This window comes from Thalassobaculum litoreum DSM 18839, assembly GCF_900102465.1.
Lineage (GTDB): Bacteria > Pseudomonadota > Alphaproteobacteria > Thalassobaculales > Thalassobaculaceae > Thalassobaculum > Thalassobaculum litoreum.
Genome location: NZ_FNBW01000001.1, coordinates 215,135 through 233,861, shown reverse-complemented (window position 1 = coordinate 233,861; position 18,727 = coordinate 215,135). Strand labels below are relative to the sequence as shown.

Below are 18,727 nucleotides of genomic sequence, written 5' to 3'. Positions count from 1 at the left end.
ATCGTAGGCGGCAAGAGGGGTGGGCCGACCGGCGCCGCCCAAGACAAAAGCATCCATAGGGAAGAAACGATGACCGACATCACGGCGGCTGATCTCGAACGCCTGACCGAGTGGGACACCCCCACGATCTGCAACGGCCTGGAAGTGACCAACCCGGAGCGGCGCGCCCTGGGCTTCACCACCGGCGTGATGTTCTGCGCCTTCCCGGAGCTGAAGCCGATCTGCGGCTACGCCCGCACCGCCACGATCCGCGCGATGGTGGCGCCCAAGCGCACCGGGGCGGAGAACGTCGCCTCGCGCCAGGCCTATTACGAGTATGTCGCCAAGGGCGGCCCGGCGCCGTCCATCTCCGTCATCCAGGATCTCGACAGCGAGCCCGGCTTCGGCGCGTTCTGGGGCGAGGTGAACACCTCCATCCATAAGGGGCTCGGCGCCCTCGGCGTGATCACCGACGGCTCGATCCGCGACCTCGACGCCAGCGCCCCCGGCTTCCAGCTCCTCGCCCGCAAGGTCGGGCCGAGCCATGCCCATGTCCATGTGGTCGACCATGGTGGCCAGGTGAACATCTTCGGCATGGTGGTGAACGACGGCGACATCGTCCACGCCGACCGCCACGGCGCCGTGGTGATCCCGCCGGAAGCGGTGAAGAAGCTGCCGGACGCCATCGACCTGCTGACCCGCCGCGAGGCGGTGATCCTCGACGCCGCCCGCGCCCCGGATTTCAGCTTCGACAAGCTCAAGGCCGCCATGGGCCAGTCGGCCGACATCCACTGAGGCCGACATCATGAGCACGAACAAGAAGAAGGTGCTGATCGTCGGCCCGATCCACGAGCACGGGATGGCCCTGCTCGAAGGGCGCGACGACATCACGGTGGAGGTCATCGACACCCTCGATCCCGAAGTGATCAAGCGCCACGCCGCCGACGCCCACGGCATCGGCGTGCGCGTCGCCCAGATCAACCGGCTGGTCATCGACAACGCGCCGAACCTGCAGGTCGTCTCGCGCCACGGCGTGGGATACGACAGCGTCGACCAGGACGCGCTGACCGAGCGCAAGATCCCGCTCTGCATCGCGCCCCGCTCAAACGCCCCGTCGGTGGCGGAGCAGGCGATGATGTTCATGCTGGTCCATGCCAAGCAGATGCATGTGCTGGACCCGATGGTCCGCGCCAATACCTGGAACCGCAGGTCGGAAGTGGAAGCCTTCGACCTCGCCGGCCGGACCCTGCTGATCTGCGGCCTGGGCCGGATCGGCTCGCGGCTGGCCAAGCGGGCGCTCGCCTTCGACATGAAGGTGTTCGGCTACGACCCCTATATCGACCCCGAGAAGATCCGGGCGATGGGTGTGGAGCCGGTGGCGGACTTCCACACGGTCCTGGGCGAGTGCCACATGGTCAGCGTCCACTGCCCGCGCAACAAGGAGACCATCGGCCTGATCGGCAAGAAGGAGTTCGACGCCCTTCCCGCCGGCGCGCTGGTGATCAACTGCGCGCGCGGCGGCATCGTCGACGAGCCGGCCCTTCTGGACGCGGTGAAATCCGGCCATCTGGTCGGCGCCGGGCTGGACGTGTTCGACGTGGAGCCGGCGATGGACCATCCGTTCTTCGGTGAGAAGAACATCCTCATGACCCCGCATTCGGCCGGCATGAGCCTGGAGGCGCGGCAGCGTTCCTCCTACCAGACCGTGGAGAACATCCTGGCGGTCTTCGACGGCACCCTCGACCCCGACGTGGTCGTCAACAAGGAGGTCCTCGGCTAAGGGGACCCCACTTCCGGAGGAAACATCATGAAAAGCCGCCTGCACGACGTCTGGGCCGCCGATCGCGGCGCGCTCAACGGCTGGCTCTCCATCCCGTCCACGGTGACGGCAGAGATCACGGCGCTTCAGGACTACGACAGCCTCACCCTCGACCTGCAGCACGGGCTGGTGGACTACCAGAGCGCGCTGGAGCTCATGCAGGCGGTGACCGGATACGGCAAGACCGTGCTCGCCCGCGTGCCGTGGAACGAGCCCGGCATCATCATGAAGCTGCTGGACGGCGGCGCGCTTGGCATCATCTGCCCGATGATCAACACCGCCGAGGAGGCCGCCCGCTTCGTCGGCGCCTGCCAGTACGCCCCGCGCGGCTACCGCTCGTCGGGGCCGACCCGGGCCGGGCTGATCTATCCCGACTACTTCAAGAACGCCAACGACACGATCGTCACCCTGGCGATGATCGAGACGGTGCAGGCGGTGGACAACCTGGACGCCATCCTGGCGACCCCGAACCTGACCGGCGTCTATGTCGGCCCGGGCGACCTCGCCGTGTCCATGGGCAAGCCGCCGGCGCTCGACCACACCGACCCGGAGATGGCCGGCGTGATCGACGGCATCCTGCAGAAGACCAAGGCTGCCGGCCTGAAATGCGGCATGCACTGCCTGAACCCGCCGTTCATGGCGGACGCGGTGAAGCAGGGCTTCGACTTCCTCACCCTGGCCAGCGACGTGCGGATCTTCACCGCCGCCCAGGCCGCCGGCGTGGCCGAGTTCCGCAAGCTCGGCGGGGGCGACCGATGAGTGCTGTTCGGCGCGAAGGCAAGGAGGTCTTCGTCCCGGTCGAGGTGATGGAGCGGGTCGGCAAGGCCACCTTCGAGGCGAGCGGCTGCTCGCCTCAGGAGGCCGAGACCATCATCACCCGGCTGGCCGGCGCCAACCTGCGCGGCCATGACAGCCACGGTGTGATCCGCGTGCCGCGCTACGTGCAGTGGATCGACGACGGCCGGCAGGTGCCGAACCAGACCATCGAGGTCATGCTCGACCAGCCGAGCTTCGCGGTGATCGACGGCCGATTCGGCTTCGGCCAGAGCATCGGCGAGCAGACGGTCGATATCGGCATCGCCAAGGCCAAGCAGCACGGCGTGGCGATGACCGCCCTGCGCAATTCCGGCCATCTCGGCCGCATCGGCGACTGGGCCGAGCGGGCGGCGGCGCAGGGCATCGTGTCCATCCACATGGTCAACGTGCGCGGCTCGCTGATCGTCGCCCCGTTCGGCGGTGTCGACCGGCGCGGCAGCACCAACCCGTTCTGCGCCGGGATTCCGATGCCGGACGACGACCCGATCATCCTCGACTTCGCCACCTCCCTGGTGGCCGAGGGCAAGGCGCTGGTGGCGCTCAAGGGCGGCAAGCCGCTTCCCGCCGGCTCCCTGGTCGATGCCGACGGCACGATCACCAGCGACCCGAAGCCGCTCTACGGCGAGACCCCGCCGGGCCAGTATCCCGACCCGGCCAGGGGCCCCGGCGCCCTGCGGGCCTTCGGCGACCATAAGGGGTTCGGCATGAACTTCCTGATGGAGATGATGGCGGGTGCTCTCACCGGCTCCGGCACCGCCGGCGCGCTCGGCGAGGAACAGAACCGGCCGTTCTGCAACGGCATGTTCTCCATCTATGTGAACCTGGAGGCGGTCACCGGCGTGCCCACCCATATGGGCCACCCGTTCGCCGAGGAGGTCCGCAACTACGTGGAGTTCGTGAAGTCGGCGCGCCCGACCGAACCGGGCGGCCATGTGCTGATCCCGGGCGAGAAGGAGAAGATGGTGATGGCGGAGCGGCTGAAGACCGGTCTGCCACTGGCGGCCGAAGCCTGGGACGACATCGTCGCCACCGCCCGGTCCAAGGGCGTCAACGACGTCGAGATGCGCTGACGGCCCGGGCCGGTCCGAGTAACGGACCGGCCCGCTCCTCGCTCCTACCCCAGCACCACCCCGTCGCGGCCGACCACCCGGTCCTTGCCGGCCGCCTTGGCCTCGCGCAGGCGGGACTCGGCAACCGCGTAGGCGCGATACAGGTCGCGACCATCCTCCGGCGCGGTGGCGACGCCGACGCTGACCGTCACGATCGCGCCGCGCTCCGACATCTCCGCCCGGGCGGTGGTGCGGCGCAGCAGCTCCGCCAGATCCACCGCGGTCGGATGGTCCAGGCCCTGGGCCACGACGGCGAAGGTACCCCCGCCGTGACGGAACAGGTGGCAGCGCCCATCGCCCATGGTCCCGATCAGCAGGCGCGCCAGGTCACGCAGGATGAGATCCCCGGCGGGCCGCCCCTCACCGTCGTTGATCCGGCCCAGACCGTCCACGTCGATGGCCAGCAGGCTCACCGGTTCGCCGGTCGCCAGGGTCGGCCCGACCAGATCCTGCCCCATGGCATCGAACCGCCCACGGTCGAGCGCCCCGGTCAGTCGGTCCCGGCCGCTCTCGCCCAGCAGGTCGAGATACCGCTCGCGATAGGTCAGCGTATCAAACACGTCGGAAAGCTGCGCCGGGAGCAGATCCCGGGTCCGGCGCTCCACCAGCCGCAGATAGGCGAAGACCATGAGGCTGAAGACCAATGCGGCCCCCATCTTCGCCGCCCAGCCGCCATACAGCACATGCCAGGGCGCCCCGGTGACGTAGTGCAGCGCCATGAAGAAGCCGAACTGGTCGAAGGTCAGCATCGCCGCCGAGGCGAGGAAGATCCGGGCGAGCTGATGGCTCCGCAACCAGCGGCCGAGTTGCTCGTAGAGCAGGATGACGCCGATGGAATCGAGGAACAGCAGCGCCGTCCCCCAGACCATCAGCCAGCCCATCTCGTCGACGAAGGCGATGTTCGGCTCGCGTCCGGGCACGGCGGGCACGACCTCGTGGTTGCGCAGCACGACCACCAGCCCGACGATCAGGAAGTTGCCGATCAGCAGGCCGTAGATCGGCTGCCGCACGGTCGCGGCGTCCTCCTTGATATAGAGCAGGAGGATCATCAGCAGCTTGCCGGAGAACAGCACCGTGGAGCCCGGCGAGATGATCCCGAAGGGCAGCTGGATGTAGAACACCGCCGCCAGATAGGTCTCCAGGAAGTGCATGACCCCGAGCGCGCACAGGAACACGCCGAGTCCGACCCGGCGGCGCGCCCAGAACAGCGCGGCCATTACGCAGAAATAGGAGAACGCTTGGGCCAGCAGGAGGAAAAAGTTGCTGGTTTCCAGCGTAATAGCCATGCGAAAGGCGCCCTTCGTGCGAGTTCGCGACCAGTCCTACACGCCAAACGGCGCGGCGACAACGCCGGTAACTGCATGCCTGAGCCGTTTTCGCCGGAGGTCTTCCGCTTGGCGGCAAGCGCCGTTGCGACCCGCCATCCGTGCCCCGTCGTCACCGGGTTTAAGGGCGCGATCGTCCCAAGGCCGGAGGTCGGACGCGAAAAAGCCCCGATGCGGCACACCGGGGCTCTTCAATCTCGACGCGGCGCTCGACGAACACCGCCGGACCGGGATCAGACCCGCTCCTTGACCTTCATCACCTGGCGACCGCGATACATGCCGGTCTTCAGATCGATGTGGTGCGGCCGGTGCAGCTCGCCGGTGTCCGGGCTCTCGACATAGGCATCGGACGTCAGCTTGTCGTGCGCCCGGCGCATGCCCCTCTTGGACGGGGTAGTTTTACGCTTGGGAACCGCCATCGTTCGCACTCCAATAGAAACACGGTGCCGCGGGCACCCCCGCAGCGGAGCGCGGTATATACGGAACTTGGCGGTGCGACGCAAGGGTTCCTGTCCCCCGCCGACACATAAAGGTAACTTGCCCGCACAACCGTCGCCGCATACTCGACTCACCCCACAGGCCGCACAAGCTCCCGCCATGTCCCTCGCCTTCAAGAATGCCCGGATCGTCCTCCCCGATGCCGTGATCGACGGAACCCTGTCGGTGGCCGGATCGCAGATCTCCGCCGTCGACGACACCGCCGCCGCCCCGCCGGACGCGGTGGATTGCGCGGGCGACTACCTGCTGCCCGGGCTGGTGGAGCTGCATACCGACAATATCGAGAAGCATTTCCAGCCGCGGGCCCAGGTGTTCTGGGACGCGGTCTCGGCCGCCGTCGCCCATGACGGCCATATCGCCACCTCCGGCATCACCACGGTCTACGATTCGCTCTGCCTGGGACTGACCGAGAAGGGCGAGCTGCGCGCCGCGCATGTGGGTCCGATCATCCAGGGCATCGCCGATGCCCGGACCGCCGGGATGCTGCGGGCCGATCACCGGATCCATCTGCGGTGCGAGGTCATCGGCGAGGAGGTTCTCGACCAGCTCGGCGAGCATGACGACAACGCGCTGGTCGGGCTGGTCTCGCTGATGGACCACGCGCCGGGCCAGCGCCAGACCGCCGATATCGAGGTCTGGCGCCGCCTGCGCCGCGAGGTGGACGGCCAGAGCGAGCAGGAAATCGCCGAAGCCTACCAGCGCCTGACCGAGGCCTCGCGCACCCGCGGCCCGCAGCAGCGCCGCGCGGTGGCCGACTGGGCGCGGGAGCGCGGAATCAGCCTCGCCAGCCATGACGACGAGACCGAGGCGCATGTCCGGGAATCGGCCGAGATCGGCTGTTCCATCGCCGAGTTCCCGACCACCCGGGTCGCCGCCGAGGCCTGCCGCGCCCATGGGCTGGCGGTACTGATGGGCGGGCCGAATCTGGTCCGGGGCCGCTCGTCCTACGGCAACATCACGGCGCGCGACCTGGCCGCCGCCGGGCTGCTGGACATCATCTCGTCGGACTACGTGCCGGCGAGCATGCTGCACGGGGCGTTCTCGCTGGTGGAGCATGTGGCCGGCTGGGACGTCCCGCGCGCGGTCGCCACGGTGACCGCGACGCCGGCACGCTACGCGGGACTGGACGACCGCGGCGTGCTGGAGCCGGGCAAGCGGGCGGACCTGATCCGGGTGCGGCTGATCGAAGGACGGCCGGTGGTGCGCGGGGTGTGGGTCGAAGGCCAGCGGGTGGCGTAGGCTGCCCGGGCGGCCCTTCGCCGCGCCCCGGGTCGAGCCCGCGGCTCGCCGGGATGAGGACTCGGCTCTGAACGGGTCCCCGTGTTCCCGGCCGCTTTTTTTACGGTCTTCCCGGCCGTCTTTCCCGTCGTCCCGGCCATTTTTTTTGCCGTCTTCCCGGCCTTGCGCCGGGATCCAGCCATCACGCTGCAGGAGCGTCAGGAATCGTCCTCCGGAGTTCCGGCTGCTTTACCCTGGATCCCGGCGCAAGGCCGGGAAGACGGGAAGGAGTGAGCGCGCCCTTCCGACGCGCCCCGCGCCTATTCCTCGAACGTGTATCGGAAGTCGCAGTGGCTCGCCCCGCCCATCAGAGTCTGGGTGCGTTCCAGCTTGATGCGCGGGTCGTAGCCCTCGCAGAACGTGCCGTCGCGGTTGCAGGACAGCAGGTGGCCGATCTCGCCGAGCCCCATCGCCTTGTACATCTCCGAATACCGGCAGCGGGTCACGTTGAAGTCCAGCGTTTCCGGCGTCCGGTCGACCGGCTCGATCTCCAGCGCGCCGCTCGCCGTCCAGTGCTTCTGGATGTCGGCGAAGCTGTCCAGGTCGGTGCCGCCCTCGGCCTCGGCCGCGAAGCTCTGGCCCTGGGCGATCGCCGCCTTCCGGATCGCACTGTCGAGGATGTCCTGGGCCTGCGCCTTGCCGAGCTGGGCGACCATCTCCTCGTAGATCGGCTTGATCACCTCCGCCTCGATGCGGCGCTGTTCCAGGATCGGCAGTCTGTCGGCCATTGTCTCCTCCTGCGCTATCGCGCGCTGTACCCGCCGTCGAGCAGCAGATCGGCACCGGTCATGAAGCTGGAATCGTCGCTGGCCAGGAACACCGCGCCCCGGCCCATCTCCGCCGGCTGACCGAGACGGCCGAGCGGGTGCATGGCCAGCCCCCACTGCTTCTCCGCCTCATCCATGGTGCCGAACTGGGAGATCATGCGGTCGGTGGCGGTGCCGCCGGGGGACAGGGTGTTCACCCGGATGCCGTCCTCGGCGTGGTCCAGCGCCATGCCCTTGGCCATCTGGATCAGCGCGCCCTTGGTGGTGCAGTAGGTCGTGCTGCCGGCCCGCGCCACCCGCCCCATCTGCGAGGCGGTGAGGATGATCGACCCGCCGCCGGCCCGCTTCAGATGCGGGATACCGTGCTTGCACAGGTGGAAGGCGCCAGTGAGATTGACCGCCAGGGCCTGGGTCCAGGCTTCCTCCTCCAGGGTCTCGATGGTCGCCTTGGGCGTCAGGGTCGCGGCGTTGGCCACCAGGATGTCGAGGCCGCCGAAGGCCCGGGCCGCCTGCTCGACCACGTCGCGGACGCTGTCGGTGGAACGCACGTCGCAATAGCCGCCGGCCGCCCGGCCGCCGCTCTCCACCAGGGACGCCGCCAGGGCCTCGGCCTCGCCGCCGTGCAGGTCGGCGACGTACACCGCCGCCCCCTCCTCCACGAAGGCCTCGCAGATCGCCCGGCCGATGCCGCGCGCGCCACCGGTGACGATGGCCACCCGTCCTTCCAGCTTGTCCGCCATGGCGGCACCCTCCCCTTATTTGTCGTTGACCGGCCCCGCCGTGATGATGGCACCGGTGGTCGAGCGCGGATCGCGCAATCCCCAACGCCCGCACTCCACGGTGTGGAAGAAGTCCTCCACCACGGCGTTGAACAGGGCCGGCTCCTCGATGTTCATGGTGTGGCCGGTCTTCGGCAGCACCGACAGGGCGGCCGACGGGATCATCCGCTTCATGAAATTGCCGACGTCCAGACAGGGATCGTCCTCGTCGCCGTTGACGATCAGGGTCGGCACGGTCAGCGCGTTCATCTGGTCGACCAGATCGTAGAGCGACGGCCGGCGCGCCTGCACGCCGCGCATGGTGTTGGCCGACCCCAGGGTGGAATGCTCGCAGAGCTGGGTCTCGAACTCCTTCCAGCCGCGCGGGTCCTTGGTCTCGAACTGCACCCGGGTCGGGCCGATGGCATAGGCCTTGCCGACCACGTCCATGCCCTCCGCCGCGATGCGGTCGGCCGTCGCCTCGGTTTCCTTGCGGAACTGCTCGCGGCGATCGGCATCGGCGCCGTAGCCGCAGCCGGCCACGGTCAGGGACAGGGCCCGGTCGGGATGGTGGAAGCCGAAATGCAGGGTGGCGAACCCGCCCATGGACAGGCCGACGATATGGGCGGCGTCGATGCCGAGCCCGTCCAGGATCGAGCGGATATCCTCACGGGCCCGGTCCTGGCCATAGGCCTCCGGGCTCTCCGGAATGTCGGACGGCGCGTAGCCCCGAGCGGCGTAGGTGATGCAGCGGTAGCGCCGGCCGAAATGGCGCATCTGCGGCTCCCACGATCGGTGGTCGCCGGCATACTCGTGCACGAACACGATCGGCGTGCCCTCTCCGACCTCCTCGAAGTAGAGCTTCACACCGTCGTCGGTCGTCACGTGACCCATAGTCAGTCCCCCGGGAGCGTCCTGGCTCGATTGATTGCTGAGGACGGCATTGGAGCACCGCTTTCGGCGCGGCGGCAATGGTTCAAGCAGCTTTAGTGGTTGAGAGGACGATTCACGCCTCGGATCGAGTCGATCTGAGGCGATCGTGCTCTAACGCCGGGAGAACCGCATCAGCACGGCAGCGTAGAGCCCCGCCACCACGCCGGAGAGAGCGAAGGCGGTCAGCACGGCAGCGACCCCGGCCATCGGCCCGGCGAGCAGGTGCAGGGCGAGGCAGAAGCTGGCATAGACCACCAGGGACGGCTGGGCGGCGTTCATGGTCGCGGCGGTGAAGTCGCGGCCGTAATGGCCCCACAGCATCCAGGTCGAGGCCAGCAGGGTCGTCGGGAAGGCCAGCAGAATCCCCGACCAGTGAGCCCCGAGCCAGGGGCTGGCGGTGGCGACCGTTGCCACCACGATGCCGGCGGCCAACCCGCGCACGATGGCGAAGCGCCACCCGGCGGCCGAGGGCGGGGCCACCGGCTTGGGAATGCCGCGCCGGCGCAGCACCAGCGCCCCGAGGGCGCCCAGCGCCACCGAACAGCTCGCCACCAGCAGCGACGGCGTCAGCGAGTCCAGCGCGAGCACCCCGGCCAGCCAGGCGCAGATGCCCAGCAGCGAGGTGACGACGAAATTGAACCGTCGCGCCGCATGCACCCAGGCGGTGCAGTAGATCAGGATGATCCCGGTCACGCCGAAGGCCATCAGCGCGCCCTCGGCGATGAACTGCCGCTTCTGATCCAGGGCGACGAAGAAGAACCCCGGGCCGGCGTTGAACGGCATGGTGATCAGCACCGAGGTGAGCAGCGGGCCGAGCCGGCGGGCGAGACGGCCGGCGGCGATGATCACCGAGGCGGTGGCGAGGGTCTTCCAGAGAATGGAGAACAGAACGAGGGTCATGGAACCGCTATGCAAGGGGGCGGCCGAAGGGGGCGGCAGAGACAAGCCTCTGGCGACGCCAAAAGCAACCTCCCGCGTCGCCGGTCAGTCCCCCGGATCCTGCATGACACCCGTCGCCCCGTCGAACGACAGGGTGGCGAAGCCCTGCTTTCCGTAGGCCACCCAGTCGAGCCATGCCGCCACCATGCGGTTCGACGGCGCGTCCGGCGGATCGTCTGCCCGGGTCACCACCCACCAGTCCAGGGACAGGCCGCCCTGGCCGATCGGCTTGGCGATCAGCGTGCCGTCGGCCAGTTCCGGGCGGATCGCCCAGCGGCTGAACAGCGCGACCCCGTAGCCGGCCCGCAACAGGTCGATGGAGGATTCCGGCGTCTGCAGCACGGTCAGGCGGCGATAGGGCGTGGTCGGCGGCCCGATCAGCGTCTCCCATTCGAAGCCGGGATCGCTGGCGAAGGGATAGGAGAACACCCGCTCGTTCGCCAGCAGGGACGAGTCGACATACGCCTCGCCGGCCAGCCGATGGTCCGGGGCCATCACCGCGACGACCGGATCGTTGGCCAGCCATTGCCATCGGAAGCGGCGGGATCCGGTCGGCTTGCCATAGACCGCGGTCACATCCACCGCCCCTTCCTGCAGACAGCCCAGGGGGCGCAGGGTCGCGCCGACGGAGAGATCGCAAGACAGGGTCGGATCGCGCCGCTCCAGAAACTCGAGAAAGGCCGGCAGCCAGTGAAACCGGCTGTAGGTCGCCTGACCGACACGGACCAGGTCGCGGCCGCTGGCCCGGGTGTTCTCGATGTCCTGTTCCAGCCGCCCCAGCTCCCGCAGGAACCGGTCGGCGAAGGCGTGCAGCCGCTCCCCCTCCTCGGTCAGGGTCACGCCGGTGGAGCTGCGCCGCACCAGCGGCGTGTTCAGCCGCCGCTCGGCCTCGCGCAGACGATGGGAGGCGGCGGACTGGGTGATCCCCAGGCGGTTGCCGGCCGCCGCGACGCTGCCGGTCTCGGCCAGCGCGATCAGCAGGGCGAGATGGTTGGTGCCAAGGCGTGGATTCATAGAGTCATTAAATCATTTCATGTCGAACATGAATATTTGGAAATTTTCGACAACCCGTCCGAGCTCTATCTGGAAGCGCATGAGCCTGAACCGACCCCTTCCCCTGCGCGCGCCCCGGCTGACTCCGGCCACGGCCACGCTCGCCGTCACCGCCGCCTGCGTGAGCTTCGGCATGGTGCCGCTGTTCGCCAAGCTGTTGCTCGACGCCGGCATGTCGGCGGCCTCGATCGGCTTCTTCCGCTACGCCTCCAGCGCGCTGATCATGTTTCCCTTCCTGCCCCTGGCCCGGGAGAAGCGCCGCGACGCCTTCCGGCTGCTCGGGGCCGGGATTCTGATGGGCATCGGCTGGGTCAGCTATCTGGAGGCGCTGGAGGTCCAGTCGGTGGCCATGGTCGGGTTGGTCTACATGACCTATCCGGTCTTCGCCCTGCTGCTGGCCTGGCTGCTGGCGCGGCAGACGCCGACGCTGCGGGCCTGGGGCGGCTGCGCCCTGGTCCTGGCGGCCGCCCTGCTGATCTTCGACGGCGGCGTGAGCGGGGCCGCGTCCTGGTCCCTGCTGCTGTCGCTGCCGGCACCGATCATGTTCGCGCTGATCATCGTGGTGCTGACCTGCCTCACCCCAAGCCTCACCTCGGTGGAGAAGCTGGCCTGCGGCATGGTCGGTTGCGTGATCGGCCTCGCCCCGCTGGTGGCGCTGACCGATCCGGCCGCCTTCCTGCCGCGCGACGGCGATGTCTGGCTGATCCTGCTCGCCATGGGGCTGGTCACCGCCCTGATCCCGCAGCTTCTCTATACGGTGGCGGCCCCGAAGATCGGACCCGGCCGCAGTGCGGCGGCCGGCGCGGTCGAGCTGCCGACCATGATCGCACTGGGATGGCTGGCCTTCGGCGAGACGGTCGGGGCGCGCGAGATCGCGGCCTCCGGCCTCGTCCTGGCCGCGATCCTTCTGGTCCCGCCGATCGCGCCGCCGCGCCCGCAGACCGCTTAGCAGGTTCCCCCCTGGAGAAAATCACGATCAGATGGAAACATCTGCTCGTGTGAAATTGCTCTATCTCTAATGGGTCAGAGGGCGATTCACGGTTCAGATCGTTTCGATCTGAACCGATCGCCCTCTAGCGCGACAGGAACTGCACCGGAGTCCAAACGCCCGAGGCCGGATGGCGGCCCACCGCGGTATAGCCGCCGGTGCGCAGCGAGCCCCCGGTGGCGTTCAGGTGGTAGAACACCACCGGACGCACCTTGCCCGAGGCCGTGAACTCCTCCCCCACGATCGAGAGGTACAGCCCGTCGCACTTGTTCCGCGCGGTGATCGTCCAGGGATCCTTGCGCTCCACCGCCCGCGGCCCGCAGGATTCCAGCGACGGCTCATGGAACGCGCCGAGGGAGACGCCGCGCTCAACCGCTTCCGCCACCGAATCGGCGACATTGGCCGAGACCGCGAGCTGAAACCAGGCCGACCACAGGTCGAGCACGTCGGCATGCAGGGTGTGCTTCGGTGCGGTGGTCTCCTCGAAGGTCGCCGCCGCGTAGCGCTCGCCCATGCGGCAGACGTCCGAGACGACGGTCTCCTGGGCCATGCCCTGGGAGGTGTAGGTGTAGTAGCCCTCCTCCTGCATGGCCCGGAGGGTGGAACAGTCGGTCACCGGCGGGATGACGACGTCCTTCTTGGTCGCCTCGTCGTATTTCGACATCTCCAGCGGCCCCTGCCGCAGCAGCAGATCGGGATCGGCGAACTGCGCCAGGATCTCCGGCGTCAGGCGGACCAGGACGACCGGATCCTTCTCCGGAGACGCGGGGGTCTGGGCGGGGGTCTGGGCCGCGGCCGGTCCGGCGCAGATGGCGGCCAGGATGAGGCACAGGACGGGGCACAGGGCGAAGGTCAGACGTGCCATGGCGCTCACCGTCCGACCATGTAGCTGCGGGCAAGCTCGCAGTAATGTTCTGCCGAGCGGTGGATCTGGTCGAAGTCGGCCTCGGTGAGGTCGCGCATCTTCTTCGCCGGCGATCCGGCCCACAGCTCGCCGGTCGGCACCAGTTTGCCCGGCGTGACCAGCGCGCCGGCGGCGACCATGGCGTGGCGCTGGACCACCGCCCCATCCATCACGGTAGCGCCCATGCCGACGAAGCTGTCATCCTCCAGCGTGCAGGCGTGAATGATCGCGCCGTGTCCGATGGTGATGCCGGAGCCGATCACCGTCGGGAACCGGTCGGAGGTGATATGGACGATCGTTCCGTCCTGGATGTTGGTGCGCGCGCCGACCGTGATCGACTGACCGTCGCCGCGCAGGACCGTGCCGTACCAGATCGACGCGTCCTCGCCGATCTCGACCTCGCCGATCAGCACGGCGGTCTCGGCGATGAAGGCGCCGGTCGCCACCCGGGGCGTCTGGCCGTGATGCGGTCGGATAAGGGCGGACATCTGTTTCCTCCAATGCGTATCTTATTGAGGCGCTTGTTGACGCGCACTGTAGCCGAATTGGGGGCCAGCCTTCATCGCCCAAGTGGCAAGACCGTGACAGACCCACGGCACGGGGCCCACGCATGACCTCCGCCCCCATCGCCCTGCTGACGGACATGGTCTCCGCCGCCGCCATCTCGACCCTGTCGGCCGCGCGCGGCCTGCCGAACACCGTGTTCTTCGTCTCCAGCCGCGCCGCCCTGGACCGGCTGTTCGAACCGTTCGACGCCGAGCGGCCCTGGCCCGGCCGGCTGGTCGCCTTCTACAGCGACGTGATCGTGCCGCAACACTACCTGGACGCCATGTCGCTGGAGCCGGTGAACATTCACCCCGCACCGCCGGACTATCCCGGCCGGCGCGCCCTCGAGTTCGCCCTGCGCGACGGGGCACGCAGCTATGGCGTGACCGCCCACGTGATGACCCTGCCGGTGGATTCCGGACCGATCCTCTCGGTCCAGCGCTTTCCGATCACCGACGGCATGACCGAGGAGGCCCTGCGCTATCTCACCTGGCGCGCCGGATTCGCCTTGATGTTCGGCCTGATGCCGACACTTGCGGCGGAGCTTCCCCTGACGCCCGATCCGGATCTCGCCTGGGCCGAGCGGGACTGCAGCGAGGCCGCCTGGCGGGCCCTCCACGCCGAGACGCCGGCCTAAAGGTTACAGAGACCTAGAGGTCGCAGAGCACCCGGCGCGCCATCATGACCATCGCCGCGACATAGCGCTCCTGCGACCAGCCGCGGTCGCCGGTCAGATGCTCCCAGTTCCGCACCGACACCAGGGTCCACAGCAGGTCCGTCGCCGCTTCGCCGTCCAGGTCCGCCCGCAGGCTTCCGTCGGCGGCCAGGTCGCGCACCACAGCCGCGCACCCCTCGCGCAGGGCGTCCATCCGGTCGTCCCAGGCCGCCGCCGCCTCGGCGTCGCTGTCGCGCATCGCCAGCAGCGCACCGCAGACGCCATGCACCTCCGGGATATAGGCGCACCAGGCACGGATGAAGGCCTCCATGCGGGCGAACCCGCCGACCGCGGCCCGGCATTCGGCCAGCCGGCCTTCGACATCCTTCACCGCGTCGATATAGCGGGTGGTGGCGATCAGCAGTTCGGCGCGGCTCGGGAAATGCAGGTACACCGCCTGACGGCTGAGGCCCGCCTGCCGGGCCACATCGGCCATCCGCACGCCGCGGCCGCCGCCCTCCTCCAGGAGGGTCCAGGCGCCGGTCAGGATGCGCTCTCGGGTATCTGGCTGTGCACTTGACATAGCGTCAATCTAGCCATATTTGACATCGTGTCAATTTACACTGTGTAAACTTCGTTCGAACTGGAGCCGACGATGAGCAGACGCATCTTCATCTGGGTTGCGCACCCCAAGGAAAACTCCCTGTGCCGGGGCATGGCCGATGCCTATCAGACGGGCGTGGAGGCCAAGGGCGGCGAGGTTCGCCGCATCGATCTCTGCGACATGCGCTTCGACCTGAACACCGACGGCTATGGCGCCGACGCCACGCCGCTGGAGCCCGACCTGATCGCCTGGCAGGAGGCGGTCGCCTGGGCCGACCATATCCTGATCGTCCATCCCTACTGGTGGGGCGCGATGCCGACCAAGGCGAAGGCGGTGATCGACCGGGCGCTCGCCCCCGGCTTCGCCTTCAAGTACCACCGCCGGGGTCTCGGCTGGGACAAGCTGCTGACCGGCAAGACGGCCGATGTGATGATCACATCCGACACCCCGCCGCTGCTCGACACCCTGCTGTACTGGCGGCCGGGGCGCCGGGTCCTGATCAATCAGATCCTCGGCTTCTGTGGCGTGAAGACGCGCCGGGCCCTGCAGTTCGGATCGGTGAAGACCGCCGCCCCCGAGAAGATCCGCGCCTGGATCGACCGGGCCCGCACCCTCGGTGTCCGGGCCGCGGCGTGACGCAAGACGATGACATTCGGGCGTCCCGCTCCATATGCCCTTGGGTCGGAGCACGGAGCGGGACTGTATGAGTTTCATCGGCGCCTATGGCGGCCTTTTCTTGATTTCGCTGGGGGCCGCCACGTTCCTGCCGATCCAGTCCGAGTTCCTGCTCACCGGCCTGCTGCTGAAGACCGACTATTCCGTGGTCGCCCTGGTCCTCGTCGCCAGCCTCGGCAACACGCTCGGCTCGGTCATCAACTGGGTGATCGGCCTGCAGATCGAGAAGTTCAAGGACAAGAAATGGTTTCCGGCGACACCCGAGCAGCTCGACCGGGCGTCGCGCTGGTATCAGCGCTACGGCTACTGGTCGCTGCTGCTGAGCTGGGCGCCGTTCATCGGCGATCCCCTGACACTCGCCGCCGGGCTGATGCGCGAGCCTCTCTGGGTCTTCGTCATTCTCGTCGCCATCGCCAAGACCCTGCGTTACGTCATCGTCACCGCGCTCATTCTCGGCGTGTTCTAATCCCGCGCCGCTTCATTCTCCCCAGTGGGGACAGACACCGATGCGCGAGCGTGACTACTGTGCGGCCGGGTTGTGGGTTGTAATCGCCGGCCGCTAAGCCAGATCGCCAGGACCGGGACCGAGCGCCCGAGACCGGCACCCCGACACCGACTTTGGGCAGAGCCTTCTGCCGACGACGACATCAGCAACGGAGACCGCCATGAACGACATGCCGTCCTACACCCCGCCGAAGGTCTGGACCTGGGACAAGGAGAACGGGGGCCGTTTCGCCAGCACCAACCGGCCGATCGCCGGCGCGACCCATGACAAGGAGCTCCCGGTCGGCGAGCACCCGCTGCAGCTCTATTCGCTCGGCACCCCGAACGGCGTGAAGGTCACCATCATGCTGGAGGAGCTGCTGGCGCTGGGCCACAAGGGTGCGGAATACGACGCCTGGATCATCAGGATCGGCGACGGTGATCAGTTCGGCAGCGGCTTCGTGGAGATCAACCCGAACTCCAAGATCCCGGCCCTGCTCGACCGCAGCGTCGACACGCCGATCCGGGTCTTCGAGTCCGGCTCCATCCTGTTCTACCTGGCCGAGAAGTTCGACGCCTTCCTGTCGAAGGACCCGGCCAAGCGCACCGAGACCATGAACTGGCTGTTCTGGCAGATGGGCAGCGCGCCGTATCTCGGCGGCGGCTTCGGTCACTTCTATGCCTACGCGCCGGACAAGTGGGAGTATCCGATCAACCGCTTCGCCATGGAGACCAAGCGCCAGCTCGACGTGATGGAGCGCCAGCTCGCCGAGAACCGCTACATCGCCGGCGACGAGTACACCATCGCCGACATGGCCATCTGGTCGTGGTACGGCCAGCTCGCCCAGGGCAAGCTCTACGATGCCGGCGAGTTCCTCGACGTCGCCTCCTACAAGAACGTCCAGCGCTGGACCAACGAGATCGCCGAGCGAAAGGGCGTCAAGCGCGGCCGGGTCGTCAACCGGGTGCGCGGCTCCGAGGACGAGAAGCTGGAGGAGCGGCACAGCGCCGCCGATATCGACGCCATGGGTCTCTGAGACAGTCTCCGGACCAACTCAAAGGGCCGCCTTCGGGCGGCTCTTTTCATATCCGCGCCCTACGCCCGCCAGAAGTCGCGGTCGAAGAACACCAGCAGCGCCAGGACCTCCAGCCGGCCGGCCAGCATGGCGACGACCAGCACCCATTTGGCCGGATCCGGCAGCGACTGGAAGGTGCCGGACGGCCCGATGATCGGCCCCAGGCCCGGACCCACGTTGGAAATCGCGGTGACCGCCGCCGAATAGGCGGTGACCAGATCGAGCCCCAGGAACGTCAGCACCACGGTGAAGATCGCGATGGTCGCGATGAACACGGCCAGGAAGGCCAGCACCGACAGCGGCACGTCCTCGCCCAGCGTCGCGCCGTTATAGCGCAGCACCACGATCCGCCGCGGCGAGAACAGGCGCTTCAGATGGGCGCGCACGAACAGCCACAGCACCTGATAGCGGTAGATCTTGATCGAGCCCGAGGTCGATCCGGAACAGCCGCCGACGAACATCAGCAGCAGGAACAGGCCGACCGCCCCGTTGCCCCACAGCGTGTAGTCGGTCGTGGCGAAGCCGGTGGTGGTGACGATGGCGGTGATGTTGAAGGCGGTGAGCGTCAGTGCCCGGCCGAAACCGAGCCCGTCGTCGCGGCTCATCAGCCACAGCGCGGTCAGGATGCTGAACACCGCCAGGAAACCGAGAAAGCCGCGCACCTGCTCGTCCTTGACCAGGCCGCGCAGGTTTCCCTGGGTCGCGCGTACGAACAGGATGAACGGGATCGCCCCGCAGATCATGAACACGATCGCCGCCCAGTGCAGCCAGAGCGACTCGAAATGCCCGAACGACGCGTCGTGGGTCGAGTAACCGCCGGTGGAGATCGTCGCCATGGAATGGGTGACGGCATCGAAGAAGCCCATGCCGAGAACCCAATAGACCGCGAAGCACAGGATCGTCAGGCCGATATAGACCACCGACAGGCGCAGCAGGATGCGGCTGGTGAAGGACGCCGCCTCGCCCTCGTGGACCGAGGTCTCCATCTTGTAGATCTGCATGCCGCCGACCCGCAGATACGGCAGGATCATCACGGCGATGGCGATGATGCCGATGCCGCCGATCCAGTGCAGCAGGGCGCGCCACAGCAGGATGCCCTCGGGCATGGCGTCGAGGCCGGTCAGCACCGTCGATCCGGTGGTGGTGATCCCCGACATGGTCTCGAACACCGCGTCGGTGACCGACAGCCCGTAGGCCATGAACGGGATCGAGCCGAACACGCAGACGGTGAGCCAGCCCGAGGCGATCAGCACGAAGGCCTGGCGCAGGCTCAGATCCGGGCGCTCCGGCATGGTGTTGGCCAGGATCATCAGCGCCCCGAACAGGGCGGAGATCACGGCGGCCACTACGAAGGCCGGCCAGTCGGCATCCGCCCGCACCCAGTCGAGGCCCGCGGGCAGCAGCAGCGTCACCGCGACGGAAATCATCACCCATCCCAGGATGTGGGCAACGACCCTGAGGTCCAGCACCGCGAAGTCTCCGTGTCAGCCGGTGGTCACCGCCCCGCCCGAAGATCGCTGCG

21 protein-coding genes are annotated in these 18,727 nt (G+C 68.1%); 10 read left to right on the top strand and 11 right to left on the bottom strand.

Annotated features, from left to right (window positions below; all coding sequences use genetic code 11):
• Positions 1-69: 69 nt before the first annotated feature.
• The 4 genes from BLS34_RS01045 to BLS34_RS01030 are packed head-to-tail and all read left to right on the top strand — an operon-like array spanning position 70 to position 3,684.
• Positions 70-774: an RraA family protein gene (locus BLS34_RS01045; protein WP_093147539.1), complete on the top strand. Its 705-nt coding sequence runs from the start codon at positions 70-72 to the stop codon at positions 772-774.
• Positions 775-784: 10 nt separating this feature from the next.
• Entirely contained in the window at positions 785-1,759 is a 975-nt protein-coding gene (locus BLS34_RS01040; protein ID WP_093147537.1) for a hydroxyacid dehydrogenase, read from the top strand.
• Positions 1,760-1,786: 27 nt separating this feature from the next.
• Entirely contained in the window at positions 1,787-2,557 is a 771-nt protein-coding gene (locus tag BLS34_RS01035; protein ID WP_175474057.1) for an HpcH/HpaI aldolase family protein, read from the top strand.
• Complete coding sequence (locus tag BLS34_RS01030) at positions 2,554-3,684, top strand: Ldh family oxidoreductase (protein ID WP_245701880.1); 1,131 nt, start codon at positions 2,554-2,556, stop codon at positions 3,682-3,684. The genes BLS34_RS01035 and BLS34_RS01030 overlap by 4 nt, the downstream gene beginning before the upstream one ends.
• 44 nt (positions 3,685-3,728) lie before the next feature.
• Here the strand turns inward: BLS34_RS01030 and BLS34_RS01025 are convergent, their stop codons facing one another.
• Both BLS34_RS01025 and rpmF read right to left on the bottom strand, forming a co-directional pair.
• Positions 3,729-5,009, bottom strand: coding sequence for a GGDEF domain-containing protein (locus BLS34_RS01025; protein ID WP_028794935.1), 1,281 nt, complete (start codon positions 5,007-5,009; stop codon positions 3,729-3,731).
• A 272-nt stretch (positions 5,010-5,281) separates the two neighbouring features.
• Positions 5,282-5,467 carry a 50S ribosomal protein L32 gene (rpmF, locus tag BLS34_RS01020; protein WP_028794936.1) on the bottom strand — a complete coding sequence of 62 codons (186 nt, stop codon included), beginning with the start codon at positions 5,465-5,467 and terminating at the stop codon, positions 5,282-5,284.
• Between the two features lie 178 nt (positions 5,468-5,645).
• Between rpmF and BLS34_RS01015 the strand changes: the two genes are divergently transcribed.
• Complete coding sequence (locus tag BLS34_RS01015; RefSeq protein ID WP_093147534.1) at positions 5,646-6,785, top strand: alpha-D-ribose 1-methylphosphonate 5-triphosphate diphosphatase; 1,140 nt, start codon at positions 5,646-5,648, stop codon at positions 6,783-6,785.
• Between the two features lie 299 nt (positions 6,786-7,084).
• Here the strand turns inward: BLS34_RS01015 and BLS34_RS01005 are convergent, their stop codons facing one another.
• The 5 genes from BLS34_RS01005 to BLS34_RS00985 form a co-directional block, all read right to left on the bottom strand.
• The gene (locus BLS34_RS01005; RefSeq protein WP_051244824.1) at positions 7,085-7,552 is read right to left on the bottom strand and encodes an L-2-amino-thiazoline-4-carboxylic acid hydrolase; all 468 of its coding nucleotides are present in this window, start codon (positions 7,550-7,552) and stop codon (positions 7,085-7,087) included.
• A 14-nt stretch (positions 7,553-7,566) separates the two neighbouring features.
• On the bottom strand, positions 7,567-8,331 hold the full coding sequence (locus BLS34_RS01000; RefSeq protein ID WP_028794939.1) for an SDR family NAD(P)-dependent oxidoreductase: 765 nt from the start codon (positions 8,329-8,331) through the stop codon (positions 7,567-7,569).
• Between the two features lie 15 nt (positions 8,332-8,346).
• Positions 8,347-9,243 carry an alpha/beta fold hydrolase gene (locus BLS34_RS00995; protein ID WP_093147530.1) on the bottom strand — a complete coding sequence of 299 codons (897 nt, stop codon included), beginning with the start codon at positions 9,241-9,243 and terminating at the stop codon, positions 8,347-8,349.
• Positions 9,244-9,393: 150 nt separating this feature from the next.
• Positions 9,394-10,182: a hypothetical protein gene (locus tag BLS34_RS00990; RefSeq protein ID WP_093147528.1), complete on the bottom strand. Its 789-nt coding sequence runs from the start codon at positions 10,180-10,182 to the stop codon at positions 9,394-9,396.
• 84 nt (positions 10,183-10,266) lie between these two features.
• Positions 10,267-11,235 (bottom strand): LysR family transcriptional regulator, encoded by a 969-nt coding sequence (locus tag BLS34_RS00985; RefSeq protein ID WP_093147526.1) that lies wholly within the window; start codon positions 11,233-11,235, stop codon positions 10,267-10,269.
• Between the two features lie 79 nt (positions 11,236-11,314).
• Here BLS34_RS00985 and BLS34_RS00980 point away from each other — a divergent pair, with 79 nt between their 5' ends.
• Positions 11,315-12,223, top strand: a complete 909-nt coding sequence (locus tag BLS34_RS00980) for a DMT family transporter (protein ID WP_175474056.1) — start codon at positions 11,315-11,317, stop codon at positions 12,221-12,223.
• Positions 12,224-12,347: 124 nt separating this feature from the next.
• Here the strand turns inward: BLS34_RS00980 and BLS34_RS00975 are convergent, their stop codons facing one another.
• Positions 12,348-13,127: a hypothetical protein gene (locus BLS34_RS00975; RefSeq protein WP_093147522.1), complete on the bottom strand. Its 780-nt coding sequence runs from the start codon at positions 13,125-13,127 to the stop codon at positions 12,348-12,350.
• A 5-nt stretch (positions 13,128-13,132) separates the two neighbouring features.
• Complete coding sequence (locus tag BLS34_RS00970) at positions 13,133-13,654, bottom strand: gamma carbonic anhydrase family protein (protein WP_028794944.1); 522 nt, start codon at positions 13,652-13,654, stop codon at positions 13,133-13,135.
• A gap of 122 nt (positions 13,655-13,776) precedes the next feature.
• On the opposite strand from BLS34_RS00970, the gene BLS34_RS00965 reads away from it, so the two are divergent.
• Positions 13,777-14,349, top strand: a complete 573-nt coding sequence (locus tag BLS34_RS00965) for a formyltransferase family protein (protein ID WP_028794945.1) — start codon at positions 13,777-13,779, stop codon at positions 14,347-14,349.
• Positions 14,350-14,362: 13 nt separating this feature from the next.
• Here BLS34_RS00965 and BLS34_RS00960 read toward each other — a convergent pair whose 3' ends face one another.
• A complete protein-coding gene (locus BLS34_RS00960; protein ID WP_093147520.1) occupies positions 14,363-14,950 on the bottom strand; it encodes a TetR/AcrR family transcriptional regulator in 588 nt (195 codons plus the stop codon).
• A 72-nt stretch (positions 14,951-15,022) separates the two neighbouring features.
• On the opposite strand from BLS34_RS00960, the gene BLS34_RS00955 reads away from it, so the two are divergent.
• The 3 genes from BLS34_RS00955 (at position 15,023) to yghU (ending at position 17,166) form a co-directional block, all read left to right on the top strand.
• Entirely contained in the window at positions 15,023-15,607 is a 585-nt protein-coding gene (locus BLS34_RS00955) for an NAD(P)H-dependent oxidoreductase (RefSeq protein WP_093147519.1), read from the top strand.
• Positions 15,608-15,674: 67 nt separating this feature from the next.
• Positions 15,675-16,112 (top strand): YqaA family protein, encoded by a 438-nt coding sequence (locus BLS34_RS00950; RefSeq protein ID WP_028794948.1) that lies wholly within the window; start codon positions 15,675-15,677, stop codon positions 16,110-16,112.
• Between the two features lie 199 nt (positions 16,113-16,311).
• Entirely contained in the window at positions 16,312-17,166 is an 855-nt protein-coding gene (gene yghU / locus BLS34_RS00945) for a glutathione-dependent disulfide-bond oxidoreductase (protein WP_093147517.1), read from the top strand.
• A gap of 59 nt (positions 17,167-17,225) precedes the next feature.
• Here the strand turns inward: yghU and BLS34_RS00940 are convergent, their stop codons facing one another.
• Positions 17,226-18,674 (bottom strand): TrkH family potassium uptake protein, encoded by a 1,449-nt coding sequence (locus BLS34_RS00940; protein ID WP_215906015.1) that lies wholly within the window; start codon positions 18,672-18,674, stop codon positions 17,226-17,228.
• Positions 18,675-18,727: the final 53 nt, after the last annotated feature.